This is a genomic window from Wolbachia endosymbiont (group A) of Norellia spinipes (assembly GCF_964273535.1).
In genome coordinates, this window is the sequence record NZ_OZ187006.1 from 1,698,752 (window position 1) to 1,715,733 (window position 16,982).

The 16,982-nt window shown below is 37.1% G+C and carries 7 protein-coding genes, 1 rRNA gene and 2 pseudogenes; 3 read left to right on the plus strand and 7 right to left on the minus strand.

What is annotated here, in order from left to right:
* Positions 1–114 precede the first annotated feature (114 nt).
* The 5 genes and pseudogenes from ACFZP3_RS08175 to ACFZP3_RS08195 all read right to left on the minus strand — a co-directional run bounded on the left by ACFZP3_RS08175 (position 115) and on the right by ACFZP3_RS08195 (position 8,377).
* Complete coding sequence (locus ACFZP3_RS08175; protein ID WP_264687821.1) at positions 115–294, minus strand: hypothetical protein; 180 nt, start codon at positions 292–294, stop codon at positions 115–117.
* Between the two features lie 141 nt (positions 295–435).
* A complete protein-coding gene (locus tag ACFZP3_RS08180) occupies positions 436–2,031 on the minus strand; it encodes a hypothetical protein (RefSeq protein WP_386086874.1) in 1,596 nt (531 codons plus the stop codon).
* 600 nt (positions 2,032–2,631) lie between these two features.
* Positions 2,632–4,818 (minus strand): ankyrin repeat domain-containing protein, encoded by a 2,187-nt coding sequence (locus ACFZP3_RS08185; RefSeq protein WP_386086873.1) that lies wholly within the window; start codon positions 4,816–4,818, stop codon positions 2,632–2,634.
* Positions 4,819–5,013: 195 nt separating this feature from the next.
* Complete coding sequence (gene uvrB, locus ACFZP3_RS08190; protein WP_386086872.1) at positions 5,014–6,927, minus strand: excinuclease ABC subunit UvrB; 1,914 nt, start codon at positions 6,925–6,927, stop codon at positions 5,014–5,016.
* Between the two features lie 128 nt (positions 6,928–7,055).
* Positions 7,056–8,377: pseudogene (locus ACFZP3_RS08195) on the minus strand (IS110 family transposase).
* Positions 8,378–8,867: 490 nt separating this feature from the next.
* On the opposite strand from ACFZP3_RS08195, the pseudogene ACFZP3_RS08200 reads away from it, so the two are divergent.
* Together ACFZP3_RS08200 and ACFZP3_RS08205 are read left to right on the plus strand one after the other, a co-directional pair.
* Positions 8,868–9,883: pseudogene (locus ACFZP3_RS08200) on the plus strand (IS110 family transposase).
* 293 nt (positions 9,884–10,176) lie between these two features.
* Positions 10,177–10,311, plus strand: a complete 135-nt coding sequence (locus ACFZP3_RS08205) for a hypothetical protein (RefSeq protein ID WP_265017381.1) — start codon at positions 10,177–10,179, stop codon at positions 10,309–10,311.
* A 617-nt stretch (positions 10,312–10,928) separates the two neighbouring features.
* Here ACFZP3_RS08205 and ACFZP3_RS08210 read toward each other — a convergent pair.
* Positions 10,929–12,713: a ribonucleoside-diphosphate reductase subunit alpha gene (locus tag ACFZP3_RS08210; RefSeq protein WP_253309154.1), complete on the minus strand. Its 1,785-nt coding sequence runs from the start codon at positions 12,711–12,713 to the stop codon at positions 10,929–10,931.
* Positions 12,714–12,771: 58 nt separating this feature from the next.
* Positions 12,772–13,848: a methyltransferase domain-containing protein gene (locus tag ACFZP3_RS08215; RefSeq protein ID WP_386086871.1), complete on the minus strand. Its 1,077-nt coding sequence runs from the start codon at positions 13,846–13,848 to the stop codon at positions 12,772–12,774.
* Positions 13,849–14,180: 332 nt separating this feature from the next.
* Between ACFZP3_RS08215 and ACFZP3_RS08220 the strand changes: the two genes are divergently transcribed.
* Positions 14,181–16,946 (plus strand): 23S ribosomal RNA (locus ACFZP3_RS08220).
* Positions 16,947–16,982: the final 36 nt, after the last annotated feature.

A 16,982-nucleotide genomic window follows, 5' to 3' on the forward strand; every position in this document is an offset into this window, starting at 1 on the left:
AAGTTCCCTACGTCATACCGCGATTCATTCGCGGTATCTCAAGCATAGATTCCGCTAACACGTAGCGGAATGACGAACTGTCGACATCTATCTATATGCCCCTGGATTCCAGTGTCACGCGCTGGAATGACAAAAAGGAAGCACTGGCTCCTGGATTCCAGTGTCACGCACTGGAATGACATGGTGAGGCGTCATCCAAGTAGCTGATGCTGGTTCCATCCAAGAGGGTGTCATCCCAGTGCCCAGACACTGGGATCCAGTTTTTTTTCCATCAAAAACACTCCCTTCTAACATAAAACCATACACTTATCAAACCTAATGTACATCCTGGATTCCAGCGTCACGGGCTACCCTCCTTTGTCATCACAAATAACCCATAGGTGTCATCCAGTACTGGGATCCGGTGTTCTTTATCACATAAGTAGCTAGCACTAGCTATCTCGATAGTGTATTACCATTTCCTCTTGCTGCACGTTCATTCAATACATCAGTAACTTTTGACTTAGGATTTTCTTTAGCATCACTTGCAGAACTACGCTGAGCAGCACTAGATTTTCCATTATCAGTAGTTCCTGATGGAGCTTGCCAAGTATCAATTGGATAATCGTGTTTAATAGTGGCAGATTCTTTTCTTTGAGTGTTCCTTTCAGCAACTTTTTTTGCAAGCTTAGCGTAAGGGTCATACGTTTCCTGCTTATTAGTAGATTTGATTCCTTCCTTGTTAACACTATTAACATTACCATTTAGACGGCTTTCTGCGCAACTAGCAGACCCGCTTTTCTTCTCTTTATTATTGTTTCCTTGTTCATCAGCGGGCCGTCTAGCAGACTTGTTTTCCTTTCCATTATCAAGCTTGTTTCCTTGTCCATTAGTGGGCGGCGTGGTTCCTCTTCCATTAACACTAGTATTTGGACACCTTTCTTCAAAATTAACATACTCGCTTGGCTTAGAATCAAGTTTTATCCCACTTGCCACAGGCTTCTTCTCTGGAACTTTCGGTGGACACACCTCTTTCTTCGGTTCCGCTTTTTCCTTTTCTTTGTCCACTTTTTCTGGTTTTTGTGAATTTTCATGAGATTTTCTTTCAAGCTCAGTAATACGCAATAGATGTTTCAAAGGATCTGACACAATTTCAAGTTCTGGCTTGCTCAGAACAACCGGCCTTACAAATCCGGGTGAAACTTCAAAAAGGGAAACTGGCACTTTAGGTTTTTCTCTTTCATCCACTTTTATTTCTTCACGAACTTCTTTATTTTCTTCCTTTAATGATGTTTTTTCTGCTTTTTTATCTTCTGCTTTAGTTGTTTCTTCTGTAGATGCCTCTACTATAGCTGCTAGCTCAATTCCAAAAATCTCTGCGAACATTGTAATAATCCATCCGGTAACGGCGAGCTGTAACTTGAGTTTCAGATCCTGCAAAAATTGTAGACGTTCGAGCACCCTTGCAAGCTCCTCTTCTGATAACTCACCACTGCCCAATTTCTCCTGCAATTCTTTTATCTCTTTGTCCAACATCTGATCGAAACTTAAATCGTGTGCAAAAATCTTCTTGATTAACTCCTTAAGCTTCTCATGCAAAAACTTCATTATCGCAGCAATCAGGTTTTTTTCTTTCTTCTCCTTGAGCATTTGGTAGATTTTCGGATCATCTACATCTACTTCAAAGAGGTTGAAGAGAGGTTCAAAGAAACTCCAGAAATCTCCGAGTGGTTTTTCACAATCGAAGTAGCCCCCGTCAACATCTTCGATATGTAGCTCTGCTTGAGATGATATTTCATCGATACAACTAGAAGCCTGACGCTCACACTCGAGCCTTCTGAGCAAATCTTGTCTGTCAAGCTTCTCTATGGCTGCTTTCAGTTCATTTAACTTCTGCTCCGCAGAGAAATCTTGCTCCCTGATTTTTCCTTGGAAGATTGAGCTATCGTTTTCGTTATTATCTGAAAAATTTTCCATTATTTTTGTCCCCTCAATAAAATTACTGTCTTTATTGTTACCTGAAAAGCTTTCCATCATTTTTACTCTCTTCATAAAACTTAATAATTTAATTCTATAGTACTAAACATTTAAGAAGTGTTAACGTAAAGATATCAATAAAAATTATTTATATTTTTACACTATGTATATTATATCATACGCCATTTAACCTTTCAATAATATTTTTTATTCTTGCTGCTTTTTCAAGCTCTAGCATGCGCTTTCCTTCTTATTAATGTTCACTTTTGCCTCTACCAACACTTTTTCTTGTAAAGTATTTGATATAAGTTTTATTATACTCTCTAGCATAACTTGTGCAACATATTGTATTCAGAGTGTATTGAACGAGCCTGAAAGGCTGATAAACGAGTATCAACAAAGACTGTCAGAAAGCAAAGATAAAGCTACGTTAGATATATCTTAGCCACTTAAGTAGGGTTGGGCCTGACCCTGAAAGCACTGGTGTTAGTTTTTCTCATCCATTGTAAATATTGTACCGTACTGTCCACCTGATCATCATAACGGGCTTCTGGGAACATTAAAATTTCGTACTCAAAGCCATACCGCTTGGTGCGGCAAAATAACCCTGCCAAATCGGAACAATTTTGAGTGAGCTTATTATTGTGTGGCACAATTTCAATAATGGGTAGATCGCTATTTGCCTTTAGCTCTTGTGTTAATTTGCTGCGAACAAGCTTGCGTAACATCAGTACGTGGAACATCCTTAATAGTCTCGATTGACTCTGTAGGTACATTACCATTTTTCTTAAAACCTTTCTCTTCTATAGCTTCCAGAACACTTTTTCCTCCCAAAAGACAGTTTTCTCCTAAACTTTTCTTCTCAGCTTTTAACTTGTTAAGCCTTTCTTCACTCTCATCATCAATTTCTACTTCTATTTTATTACTATCTTTCTCACTAGGACTTAGATAAATATTAATCTCTCCTGCCTCAGTGATAAAAGACATTTTAATGCTACTTTCTAAGACATCTGTGTAATTTCTTTTTCCATCTTTTGTACCTTCAACTCTTACTATACTCTCCCCAACTTGAAGTATGCCGACTTTTAAATTTAAATCTTCAGCTTTGTTAAAGATTTTCACAGGTTCAATAATACTATCTTGTGAATATTTCACATAAAAACATACATTATCTATGTCTACCTCTTCTGGCTCCCCCTTTTGAGCTTGTCTATCTCTGCCTACAATACTTTCATATGCTATACTCTTTAGCTTGTCTTTAGTTTCTTTATATTTCTTAGAGAGATCATTTATATAATTAGATCCATAATTTTGTGCTAGCTCAGTATTACCGGAGAAAAATTTTTGTCTTGCTTTCCCACCTTTTAACAATAACTTGTTAGTGATGCTTTCTATGATGCCTGAAACTTTATCTTCGTTGCCGTCGTCTTGGTCGGCGATACTATCAGACTGCCTTTCACGCGCTCTGGTTTCATCGCGTGGTTTCACACGATTATTAAGAACACCTTCTATTTCTTCAAGTATTAAACTTGTTACAGTTTCTTTATCACCATTGTCATTTTCATTACCATTATTACAACTTGAATTCAACCTTATTCCTTTCTTCAAGTACTCATTTACTATTTTCTCAATACTTTCTAGAATACTTTCTTCAGATTCTTGTTTATTTTGTGCTGTTATACCTCTTATCTTCTCACAAAAATCTTTAATTAGCCCCTCTTCGCTTGTAGTTAATGGTATTTCTAGCTTCATCGAAAGTAAGTCTTCTAGAAAAAGATGATCACTTGAACTACAGCTCGAATCCTCGTCTTTCCGGTCACAATCACTCGGTTCAGTAGAAATTATTTTATTATCGTCACCGGAGCTATACCCTGGATCATCACGAAGTGTCTGATCATCATTGTGCTTGTTAGGGTAATTACTAGAGTTATTTGTCAAATTCCCTTTATCTTTAGTAGGAACTGTTTTATTATCATCACCGGAGCCATTCCCTTCATTTTTACGAGAATCATCTGAATAATAGCCCTGATCCTTGTCTGGATCCGGATCACTTAATTTAGTACAAGTTGTTTCATCATTAGAACTACAACCTAAATCCTTCAAAGCTTGAAGGCAGTTATGTTCAGTAACATATTCAAATGGAGTCTTTCCACTTTGATCTTGCACATTTCGATCAGCTCCTGCTTTTAAAAGAAATCCTATACCGTCAGTATCGTTACGTTCAGCAACGTAATGTAACAGAGTTTTTCCATCTTGGTTTTGTACATTTGGATTAGCTCTTGCTTGTAGAAGAAACATTATACGTTGAATATAATCATTTAATATACCTCTATCGATTGCTAACCAACCTAAAATATCAGATAATCTTTTATCTAAGTAATGTGACAGAGTTTTTCCATATCGGTTTTGTGTATCTCGATTAGCTCCTGCTCCTAGAAGAAATATTATATGTTGAGCATAATTATCTAATAGACTTCTATCGATTGCTAACTCATTTAAAATGTCACGTAATTTTTCACTTGAGTAATCTGACAGAGTTTTTTCACCTTGGGTTCCTGTTGTATTTGGATCAGCTCCTGCTTGTAGAAGAAACATTATATATCGAGTATAATTGGAATTATCTAATAGATCGCTATTGCTTGCTAACTCATTTAAAATGTCACGTAATTTTTCACTTGAGTAATCTGACAGAGTTTTTTCACCTTGGGTTCCTGTTGTATTTGGATCAGCTCCTGCTCCTAGAAGAAACATTATATGTTGAATATAACCGGGATTATCTAATAGATTGATATCCTGTTCTAACTTATCTAAAATGTCACGTAATTGTTCATTTAATCCCTTGCTTGGTACCCCACCATTCATATTCTATAACCATTACTCACTAATTCTTTAGTGATTACCGTAATACATAGGTAAGTCAATAAAAAAATACACCTTTCCTTCTTCAGTTCTAAGAAATTGTCAAAAGTCTCAAAAAGATGAGTTAAAATAAAAAGAAGAATAGTGGAAGTTTAGTTGTTTACACTTTCATGCTATGCCCATAGCATCATATATTACTTAACCTTGCAATAATTTTTTTATTCTTGCTGCTTCTTCAAACTCTAAATTTTCAGCATGCTCTATCATTTGCTTTCTCAAGTCATCCTTATTAGTATTTACTTTTGATTCTGCTATTGCCCTCTCCTGTAAGGTGTTTGATATAGGTTTTATTATAGTCTTCGGGACAATATTGTGCAATATATTATGTTCTTCTTGTTTTTTTCTTCTTCTTTCAGTCTCTCTTAATGCACGATCTAAAGAACCAGTGATTTTATCTGCATACAAAATTACTCTACCTTCAGCATTACGTGCAGCACGACCGATCGTTTGAATGAGCGATGTTTCTGATCGCAAAAATCCTTCTTTATCAGCATCTAAAATTGCAACCAAACCACACTCTGGAATATCAAGACCTTCCCTAAGCAAGTTAACACCTACTAAAACGTCAATTTCTTTAGATCTTAATTTACATATAATTTCTATTCTCTCCAGCGCACCAATATCAGAATGCAAATAACTCACTCTCATATTTAATTCACTCATATATTCAGCTAAATTTTCAGCCATTTTTTTTGTCAGTGTAGTGATTAAAACACAAAATCCCTTTCCTATTGTCACTTGTGCCTCATGAATTACATCATCAATTTGACTCTCTATTGGTTTCACAATGCAGATTGGGTCTGTAAGCCCTGTTGGACGGATAACTTGCTCTATAAATACATTATTGGTCTTTGCCAACTCATACTTTCCAGGAGTAGCTGAAATGTAAATAGTCTGCGGCCTAACTTTCTCCCATTCTTCAAATTTTAATGGACGATTATCAAAAGCGGAAGGGAGCCTGAAGCCATAGTCAATCAATTTCTTTTTACGCGCCTCATTACCACTGTACATTGCACCAATCTGAGGAACGGTGACATGACTCTCATCAACAAATAAAATTACGTCTTTGGGTAAATATTCAAACAAAGTAGGCGGTGGATCCCCAGCTTCCATTCCATAGAGATAACGCGAATAATTTTCAATACCTTTACATATTCCTGTTGTCCTCATCATTTCAATATCAAAATTAGTGCGTTGCTCGAGGCGCTTTGCTTCAACAATCTTGTTTTGCAAGTAGTAATAATCCAAGCATTCATGCAGCTCTTTTTTGATTAGCTCAACTGTCTGCAACAGAGTCTCACGTGATGTAATGTGATAGCTGTTTGGAAAAATGGTGATTGTATTTAGGCTTTTGGTAATATTACTCGTTATAGCATCAATTTCAGAAATTTCTTCTATTTCATCACCAAGCAGCGATAAACGCCAAGCTTTATTTTCATAATAGGCAGGAAATATATCGATAATATCGCCACGCACTCTGAAATATCCTCTCTCAAACCTGGTATCAGAGCGCTTGTATTGGAGATCAGCTAAGTTACTCAAGAAATCATTAACATGAATTTTATCTCCAACACTTAAAGATATAGTCATGCTGCGGTAGCTTTCAGGCGAACCAAGACCGTATATGCAAGAAACACTGGCAACTACGATCGTGTCCCTGCGCTCCAAGAGGGAGCAGACGGCAGAATAACGCAGCATGTCAATTCTGTCGTTGATTGCAGAGTCTTTTTCGATATAAGTATCAGTTTGCGGCAAATAAGCTTCGGGCTGATAGTAATCATAATAAGAAATGAAATATCCAACAGCATTATTGGGAAATAATCCTTTCATTTCCTCATAAAGTTGTGCTGCTAAGGTTTTATTGTGTGCCATGATCAGCGCAGGTCTGTTTGTCCTTGCTATAACATTTGCCATAGTGAAAGTTTTCCCAGAACCAGTAACCCCAAGTAAAATTTGGTCTCTTTTATTGCTATTTAGCCCCGCAATTAAACTATCGATTGCCTGCGGTTGATCTCCAGCGGGTTGAAAATGTGTAGTGATTTGAAATTTCATAGACTTTACTTACTATCTTTGATTCATTGCATAGTGAACACTATATTGCTTTTAAGATAAGTTGTATAGCTATAAACTTTCCGTAAAGCCATAAAACATTAACCAACAATAGACTTCTCCTAAGAAACTCACTCAACTAACTCTTCTTGTTGAACTAATATGTAGCCAAATTCGCTCGCTTTTTTGATCAAATTTTTTACAGTTCTATCTTTATAGCGTGTTTCATAGTATTCCATTCCTTTTTCTACATATTCCTGTCCGTATTTGAGCATACTATAAAATATGCATGCCATTTTTCTTGCAGTAGCTGTTATTGCTTTTGGTGCTCCTAGTCGTTTTTTCAATCTTCTGTAGTATGCACCCAACGCACTTTTACTATTTCCTACAGAATGAGCAGCTATTCGCAAAGCATTCGCAGCACGGTTAATGACTTTACGTGTTCTTGTGTTAAACACTTTTTCCCCTGTAACTTTATTAGCAGGACTGAGTCCCAACCACGACGAAAAGTGCTTTTCTGTTGGCCATTTACTATGGTTTATACCAACTTCTGAAATTATGGTTTGTATACTTAATACATCAAATCCAGGAATTTTAGTGAAATCCATACCAGTTATTCGGTGCAGTTCCTCATACAAAGCAAAGCTTGGCTTACTTTTGCTATTTTTATTCTTTTGCTTACTTAGCTGTTTGCTTTCACAAGACTTTGTTTCAAACGTTTTATAATAGGCTTCAATATTTCTATCACATTCTGCTATTTTTTCTTGATAAATATTATATAATTCAAATTCTTGCTTTAGCGTGAATAAGTGTTCCTCTCTATAGTCACCAGCTAACGCTTTTGCAATAGTAGACTGATCATTTTTCATTCGCACGTCCCTGAATTCTGCTAATTTTTCAGAATCTCTTTCGCCTTCAATTATAGCTTCAATGATTTTCATACCAGTTATCCCAGTAATATGACTAATAACCTTGTATAATTGTATATTCATTTGAATTAATGCCTTCTGCATACGCAGAATATGTGTAGATGCACTTTCAGTGAGATTTTTGCGTTGCCGCACGTAACTGCGCAATACACACATCTGATTATCTGGCCTAAACGATCCATGAAGCAGTCCGTAGCTATGCAGTTGTTGGAGCCATTGGCAATCTTGAACGTCAGACTTCCTACCAGGTACATTCTTTACATGCCGTGCATTTTACCTCGAATTTGTATGACTCAAGTATTTGAAATAAAGGAATCCAGTATACTCCTGTTGATTCCATAGCTACTGTTGTAACTTTACACTTTTTCAACCACTGTGCTAAGTTATGAAGGTCTTCAGTAAAGCAGCCAAATTTCTGAACGCGTTGTTCATCTCTTCCTTCAGGTACACACACATAGTGTACAGCTGAACCAATGTCTATTCCTGCTGCATTAGATTTCTAATTTACTTTTTGCTTTTTTCATGGTAACTCCTACATATAATTTGTAATAGGGAAACGCTTCAGCTTGGAACGGTTGATAGTACAATCTCCTAACCGAGGTAGTCTAAATGACTCCATCAATGATTTGACCGTTCCTTCCAAAACCATGCTTGCATACGGGCACTTAGGCACCATTGAAAATGTCGGTCATAACTGCAGAGGCGCTCCCTGTACAACTATACTTGAAAACTACTAAAAACTTAAATTTGTGTGTTTCTTTCTGATTTGACAGATTTCGTCTGTTCGATGCTTGTATCTTGTCAAAAGCATCTAATGTTTTAAGCTTAAGCATTAGGTGGAGAAGGGAGGAACTCTGTGCTTCTTCTTAGATATAAAATCTGTAGAGGAGATAAGAATTCCCTTCTCAAAAGTATAGGCTGGAAGGTATCGTAGAAAGACCTGAATGGTTCTAATTCTGTATTCACAAGACTAGCCTTACTTTTCATTTTTAATGGTAACGTATGGGGTTATATATGATCAACAACTTTTTGGGCATAGATATATCAAAAGATCGCTTTGATGTTTTTCTCTCATTTATAAGCAAAAAAGGAAAGCGTGAAACTAGAAAAAGAAGCTTTAAGAACGATGGTTTCAAAGTCTACTGAATTTTCTACACAAACATAATGTAGAAAAAGTAAAAACCTGCATGGAATCTACTGGTTGTTATAGCGAAGCACTGGCTGAATTTCTACACAATGCTGGACATTTTGTAAGTGTTGTAAATCCTTATTGCATAAAATCTTATGCAAGGAGTAAGCTGATACGACAAAAGAATGATCAGACCGATGCAGAAGTTATTGCTGATTATTGCCAAAGACAGGAACCTTCTAGTTGGACACCACCTTCTCCTGAAATGAAAAAATTAAAACATCTTTATCGTTGCTCAGTTGCGTTAAAAGATGAGTTAACATTAGTAAATAACCACTTAGAAAAAAAAGAGAGACTGCCTAAAGAAGTTGCAAATGCTTGGGAAGACCTTGCAATGAATATAGCTCAAAAAATAGAAACAATAAAAAACTCCGTACGTGAACTATTAAATCAACACAAAGAATTGTTGGAAAATTTTCAACTTCTATTGACTATTCCAGGCATAGGAGAAGAATCAGCAATAGCTATTTTAGCTGAAGTTTCTGATATAGAGGTTTTTAGAGATGCCAGGCAATTGGCAGCATATACAGGAGTTATACCACGAAATATGACGTCAGGTTCCTCTGTATATGCCAAACCCAGATTAAGTAAATCCGGTTCACAAACATTACGTAAGGCACTTTTCTTTCCTGCCATAGTAGCTAAGAATCACAATCCTATCATTATGAGCTTTTGCCAAAGATTAAAGGAAAAGGGTAAGCATAATATGGCCATCGTTGGTGCTGCAATGCGTAAGCTACTCCATATCATTTTCGGTATTCTGACATCCAAAAGTGCTTTTGATCCTAACCATATCAAAAACTACAGGGCTAGGAGGTTGACTGAAGGTTTAGTACTTTAAAATCAAAAATGCTTCCTATCTATCTTATGTAAAGTGGTATCTTACACAAATTTATTGAATGTTGTTGGTTAGTGGATATGTTGATAAGTAAACTTCATCTGTTTTGTGCGTATAAAACTAATTTACTTATCAACATATCCACTAACTATAATCTGTGTACTGTTACACAATTGGAAGTATTTTTTGATTTTATGATGCAACTTGGGAAATTTTTATAATTTTTTTGTTGACTAACAAGACGGTATCTCCTGTCATCCCAGTGCTCTTTTTTTGTCATCCGAGTAGTCCCTTTTTTGTCATCCCAGTGCCCCGACACTGGGATCCAGAAAAGTTTGCTTGTAAGCAAGCAAACTAGCATAGAAAGTGGTTACAACATTTTCGATGAGATTATATGGAAAACTGGATCCCAGTGTCAAGCACTGGGATGACAGCAGTCCTACGTCATACCGCGATTCATTCGCGGTATCTCTTAACATAGATCCCGCTAACAAGCAGCGAGATGAAGATTATCGTTTAGCTATAAATATTTAAGAAATTTACCAAACGAAAAAAAAGGCAAAAGAAGCCCTAGTCATTGTCTATTTTCAGTATTTGGCGTTTTTTAAGTCTTAAACACTGCAACTAACCTACGCTGCAAATGTTTAAGAAATTTACTAAGCAGAAAAAAAGGCAAAAGAAACCCCGTGTTAGCTAGTTGTCACTCTCTAATCCTGCAAATTGGCGTACTATACTGTCTTAAACGACTTATAAGCGCGTTTCAGCTTATATAGGTAAAAACCCAGAAATGTTGTGAAGAAATAAGGTGCACATAGTGCAAAAAATTAAAAATAAGACGCCAACTACGTTGTTTTCTTGCTGTTTAATCTGCACAGATGAAGATAACTGAATACCTTCACTATCATGATAAGGGGGATGGCGGAGTTTGTCAAGGAAGTTTTTTCGTTTCTATTCCCAAGAAAAGTTCGTTATATGGTTATGCAAGAAGTCTATTATATTTCCTTACCCATTTGCTTAACTTTCTCTCTACTTTTTTTGAATAAGGTCACTATTGGCATGACAAACATTCATCGTAGTCAATATCTGTTTTGTGTTGCAATATTTCACTTTTTTTGAATATGTCATGCGAAACCTTGTCAGCTCTCTGCATTGATTGTGATCTGCAGTAATATAAGCTCTTCAATCCTTTTTTCCAGGCAAGCATGTGTATTTTATGCAAGTAACGTTTGTGTATGTTGGCAGGCAAGAACAGATTGACTGATTGAGACTGACAAACATACGGAGTTCTATCACTTGCATGTTCTATAATCCATCTTTGATCAAGCTCGTACGCTGTTTTAAATGTCAATTTTTCATGCTCACTAAGAAAATCTAAATGCTGAACGGAACCCTCGTTTGTCGAAATTGAAGACCATATTTTATCATTGTCTTGATTTTTTTCTGCTAATAGTTTTTGCAAGAATTTATTTCGCACTACAAATGAGCCTGTCAGTGTCTTTTGTATGAATACGTTTGCTGCATATGGCTCTATTCCAGGAGAGGTATTGCCTGCAATAATGGAGATTGAGGCAGTTGGAGCAATAGCGAGCTTGTGTGTAAACCTTTCCATTAGATCAACTTCTTTGGCATCAGGACATGCCCCCTTTTCCTCTGCTAATTTTTTAGAAACTATATCTGCTTGCTCACGTAAATACTTAAATATTTTTTTATTCCATTGTTGTGCTATTACTGATTCAAAAGGAACCATTTTGCTTTGTAAAAATGAATGAAAACCCATCACACCAAGACCAATACTGCGTTCTCTGGCTGCAGAATATTTTGCTCGCTGCATTTCATTCGGTGCTTTATTTATGAAATCTTCCAATACATTATCAAGAAAGCGCATTATATCTTCTATGAAGAGTTTATTGTCTTTCCATTCTTCGTAGTACTCAAGGTTTACGGATGATAGACAACACACAGCAGTGCGTGACTTATTCAGGTGATCATAACCTGTAGTTAAAGTTATTTCACTGCATAGATTTGACATCTTGATGTCTAAGTTGAGCTTTTTGTAAGATTCTGGCTTATTGTTATTTGTTGCATCAAGGAAAATAATGTAAGGTTCTCCAGTTTCAACTCTTGCTGTTAATATTTTGATCCATATATCCCGCGCTTTTACAGTTGAAATAACCTTATTGTTGTGAGGGCTTATTAAATTCCATTCTTGATCATTCTCAACAGCCTGCATAAATTTATCTGTTACTATTACAGCATGATGTATATTTAACGCTTTGCGATTTGGGTCACCGCCTGTTGGCTTGCGCAAATCCAGAAACTCTTCTATCTCCGGATGAGATACAGGAAGATAGACTGCTGAACTTCCTCGCCTTAAGGATCCCTGACTAATTGCGAGCGTTAGAGCATTTTGCACCACAATAAATGGTACAATTCCTGATGTTTTACCACTACCTTTTACACTTTCACCAATTGAACGTAAATTTCCCCAATAACTACCTATGCCTCCTCCACGTGCAGCAAGCCAAACATTTTCATTCCATAAGTCAACTATTCCCTGCAAGCTGTCTTCGGTTTCATTAAGAAAGCAAGAGATAGGCAACCCTCTCTTGGTGCCACCATTGCTGAGTATTGGTGTTGAAGGCATGAACCACAAGTTGCTCATGTAGTCATAAAGACGCTGCGCATGTTCTTTGTTATCAGAATAGTAATTAGCAATACGTGCAAAGAGGTCTTGGTAACTTTCATTTTCTATTAAATACCTGTCTGATAGAACTGCTTTTCCAAAATCGGTTAATTTGCTATCCTTTGCGTAATTAATAGTAATGTTATTCATAAAATTCCTTTTATTCTTTTATTATATATAGATACTTAAAAGCCACTTTGAGCGATTTTTAAGTTAGGTTTTTCGGATTTTCTTGTTGATGCTGTAATGCAAACAAGATACCGTCAACCTGACTGCCATATATTTTACAGTAACTCATATAACTTATCTGCATATTTATTTTTTTTGCAACATGTTGAACATAACTTTCTGAGTGATGAAAATAGTCTCCTTTGTTTACAAAGTCAATACCTTCACCTTCCTTTCTTCTTATTAAACATATAATAACCCCTTTTTTGCTCGTAGATCTTTTTGCTAATTCCAATTCTTCTTGAAAGTCATGTAGATAATGTAGCACTTCAGCAAAGATAATTACATCATACTGCTGGTTTTTCTTTTGTTTAAGAAACTCTTTCATTTCCATATGTATTAATTCATTGTAAACAGGCTTACCTTTTATAAAGCATCCTCTTGCGATATTTAGCATTCTACTTGAAATGTCAATTCCTGTTATGTGGCTTCCAGTACTATTTATTTTTAAGAAATGACCACATATTCCAGTCCCACAACCAAGGTCAAGTATATTGAGCTCAGAAGTGGAGTTGTTGAAGATTTTTGTAATTATCATGTGTACAAGTTCATGCCCTCTATACTGTTTAGCAATCAACCAATGCTCAACAAAATATTCACCTGTGTAATCAAAATATTGTCTTATGAGGTTTTTTGGCAATTCTGTAATAGGCGCTGAGTTTGTCATTTTTTTTATATAGTAAGATGCCTCCTCGTGATCACTATCTAATTTTAGTGTCTGTGTTAAATAATTATAAGCTTTATTAGTATTCCCTACCGCAAAATGACACCTTCCGATGTTATACCAGACTATGGGTAAATGGGGGTAAAATATGCTAATTAACCAAAATCGTAACTTTGCATCTGATATGCTACCTTTATAAAAGTGATATAAACCGATTTCAATGTTGGTATTTAACAGGTTCTTAGATTTTTTAAGAAGCACTGTCATTTCTTTATGAAGAGTATTATATTTATTCACAATGAAGTGTTTTACTTTCTTAATATTTAATACACCAATGAGCTTAGACATACAATTTAAAGCAACGTTTTTTATAAAAGAGAGATTACTTTTCATACATGAGAAATACTCCGAATGTTCATTATCATTTTTAGGCAATTGATTTTAACACATTTTATCTTACAAAATATCTTTTTTATTAATTTTTACTGTATATATAAGTTTAACGCATATTTCTCAGATTGTACTGTTTAGGATTGCTAGTATATTGTTGTTGATAATATAAGTAAATGTTTTGTGCAAAAAGGCGTTGACATATTATTTATTAGGTTATAATATAAAGATTAATTTAGTTTTTAGATGTTTGACAAGTTTTATGGTAGAGATTAATTTAATCTCAATTCAATTTTAATAATATTTAACTCTGCATATTCTGCATATAGTCGGATAAATAAATTATTAAGAGCACTTGATGGATGCCTTGGCGTTAAGAGGCGATGAAGGACGTGGCAGGCTGCGATAAGCTGTGGGGAATTGTCAACAAATTTTGATCCGCAGATTTCCGAATGGGGAAACCCAACTAGCTTGGCTAGTTATTACATACTAAGTATGTAAAGCAAACTTGGTGAACTGAAATATCTAAGTAGCCAAAGGAAAAGAAATCAACCGAGATTCTGTTAGTAGTGACGAGCGAAAGCGGAAAAGGCTAGTGATTTAAGAATAAGAATTAGAATACTCTGGAAATAGTAACCATAGAAGGTGATAGTCCTGTATAAGTAGAAAGTTTTTAAATCCTTGAGTAGAGTGGGGCACGTGAAATCCTGTTTGAATATGGGGGGACCATCCTCCAAGCCTAAATACTCCTTAACGACCGATAGTGAACAAGTACCGTGAGGGAAAGGTGAAAAGAACCCCGGGAGGGGAGTGAAATAGAATCTGAAATCAAGTGCTTACAAACAGTTGGAGCTCTATATCAATTTATTGATATTTAGAGTGACAGCGTACCTTTTGCATAATGGGTCAGCGAGTTAATCTATGAAGCAAGCTTAAGCCGTTAGGTGTAGGCGTAGCGAAAGCAAGTCTGAATAGGGCGTTTTAGTTTTATGGATTAGACCCGAAACCAAGTGATCTAGTCATGACCAGATTGAAGGTGTGGTAAAACACACTGGAGGATCGAACCAGTTAATGTTGCAACATTATTGGATGAGTTGTGATTAGGGGTGAAAGGCCAATCAAACTTGGAAATAGCTGGTTCTCCGCGAAATCTATTTAGGTAGAGCGTTGTATGTATGTTGTTGGGGGTAGAGCACTGGATAGACTAGGGGGATTCAACGTCTTACCAAATCTAACTAAACTCCGAATACCAACAATTAATTATACAGCAGGCACACTACGGGTGCTAAGTCCGTGGTGGAAAGGGAAACAACCCAGATCACTATCTAAGGTCCCAAAATTACAGCTAAGTGGGGAAGGAAGTAGAAAAACCATTACAGCTAGGAGGTTGGCTTGGAAGCAGCCATCCTTTAAAGAAAGCGTAACAGCTCACTTGTCTAAATAAGTTTTTCTGCGCCGAAAATGTACCGGGGCTAAAGCTGTATACCGAAGATGTGAGTGCTTATTGATTTCGATCAATAGGCGCGGTAGCGGAGCGTTCCGTAAGTCTGTGAAGGTGGTTTGTGAAAACTGCTGGAGATATCGGAAGTGAGAATGCTGACATAAGTAGCGTAAAAGAGTGTGAAAAACATTCTCACCAAAAATCTAAGGGTTCCTACGTTAAGTTAATCTGCGTAGGGTTAGTCGGTTCCTAAGGCGAGTCCGTAAAGGAGTAGTCGATGGCAATTAGGTTAATATTCCTAAACCTCTTAAGTGTGACGGGTTTCGTATTTGTATAGATCTTATTGGATTGATCTATGCTTAAAAGAAGCTCCAGGAAATAGCACTTATATTTATGAGGCCGTACCGCAAACCGACACTGGTGGATGAGTAGAGTATACTAAGGTGTTGAAAGAATGATGTTGAAGGAACTCGGCAAATTATACCTGTAACTTCGGAAGAAGGGTAACCTGCTTTTAGGCAACTATGAGTAGGTGGCACAAAATAGGGAGTAGCGACTGTTTACTAAAAACACAGGACTCTGCAAACACGTAAGTGGAAGTATAGGGTCTGACGCCTGCCCGGTGCTGGAAGGTTAATAGGAGGGGTGCAAGCTCTAAATTGAAGCCCCAGTAAACGGCGGCCGTAACACTGACGGTCCTAAGGTAGCGAAATTCCTTGTCGGGTAAGTTCCGACCCGCACGAATGGCGTAACGATTTCTCCACTGTCTCCAACATCACTTCAGCGAAATTGAATTCCCCGTGCAGATGCGGGGTACCCGCGGTTAGACGAAGAGACCCCGTGCACCTTTACTATAGCTTTACATTGCTATTAAAAGTGTGATGTGCAGGATAGGTGGGAGACTTTGAAGTTATGGCGCTAGCTATAATGGAGTCAACCTTGAGATACCACCCTTTACACTTTTGATATCTAACTATGTTTCATTATCTGGAACTAGGACATTGTATGGTGGGTAGTTTGACTGGGGCGGTCGCCTCCTAAAAAGTAACGGAGGCGTGCGAAGGTAAGCTAGAGCTGGTCGGAAATCAGCTTGATAGTATAATGGCATAAGCTTGCCTGACTGCGAGGCTGACAAGCCAAGCAGAGACGAAAGTCGGTCATAGTGATCCGGTGATTCTGTATGGAAGGGTCATCGCTCAACGGATAAAAGGTACGCCGGGGATAACAGGCTGATGGTGTTCGAGCGTTCATAGCGACGACACCGTTTGGCACCTCGATGTCGACTCATCACATCCTGGGGCTGAAGAAGGTCCCAAGGGTTCGGCTGTTCGCCGATTAAAGTGATACGTGAGTTGGGTTTAGAACGTCGTGAGACAGTTCGGTTTCTATCTGCCGTGGGTGAAGGAAATTTGAGAAGGTCTGACTCTAGTACGAGAGGACCGAGATGGATATACCTCTGGTGTACCAGCTGTTATGCCAATAGCATCGCTGGGTTGCTATGTATAGATGGGATAATTGCTGAAAGCATATAAGCAAGAAACCCTCTTCAAAAAGATTTCCCAATTAAGGCCGTGGAAGACTACCACGTTGATAGGCTATGTGTGGAAGCATGGTAACATGTGAAGCTAACTAGTACTAATAGCCTGATTGATTTATTTGCTTTCTATATGTGTGTATGCAGTGTTAAATATTAAGT

What these genes read in the sequence shown, in the direction of transcription:
- ACFZP3_RS08175 (WP_264687821.1), bottom strand. Translation starts at nt 294, where the DNA reads ATGTTAGAAGGGAGTGTTTTTGATGGAAAAAAAACTGGATCCCAGTGT.
- ACFZP3_RS08180 (WP_386086874.1), bottom strand. Translation starts at nt 2,031, where the DNA reads ATGAAGAGAGTAAAAATGATGGAAAGCTTTTCAGGTAACAATAAAGAC.
- ACFZP3_RS08185 (WP_386086873.1), bottom strand. Translation starts at nt 4,818, where the DNA reads ATGAATGGTGGGGTACCAAGCAAGGGATTAAATGAACAATTACGTGAC.
- uvrB (WP_386086872.1), bottom strand. Translation starts at nt 6,927, where the DNA reads ATGAAATTTCAAATCACTACACATTTTCAACCCGCTGGAGATCAACCG.
- ACFZP3_RS08210 (WP_253309154.1), bottom strand. Translation starts at nt 12,713, where the DNA reads ATGAATAACATTACTATTAATTACGCAAAGGATAGCAAATTAACCGAT.
- ACFZP3_RS08215 (WP_386086871.1), bottom strand. Translation starts at nt 13,848, where the DNA reads ATGAAAAGTAATCTCTCTTTTATAAAAAACGTTGCTTTAAATTGTATG.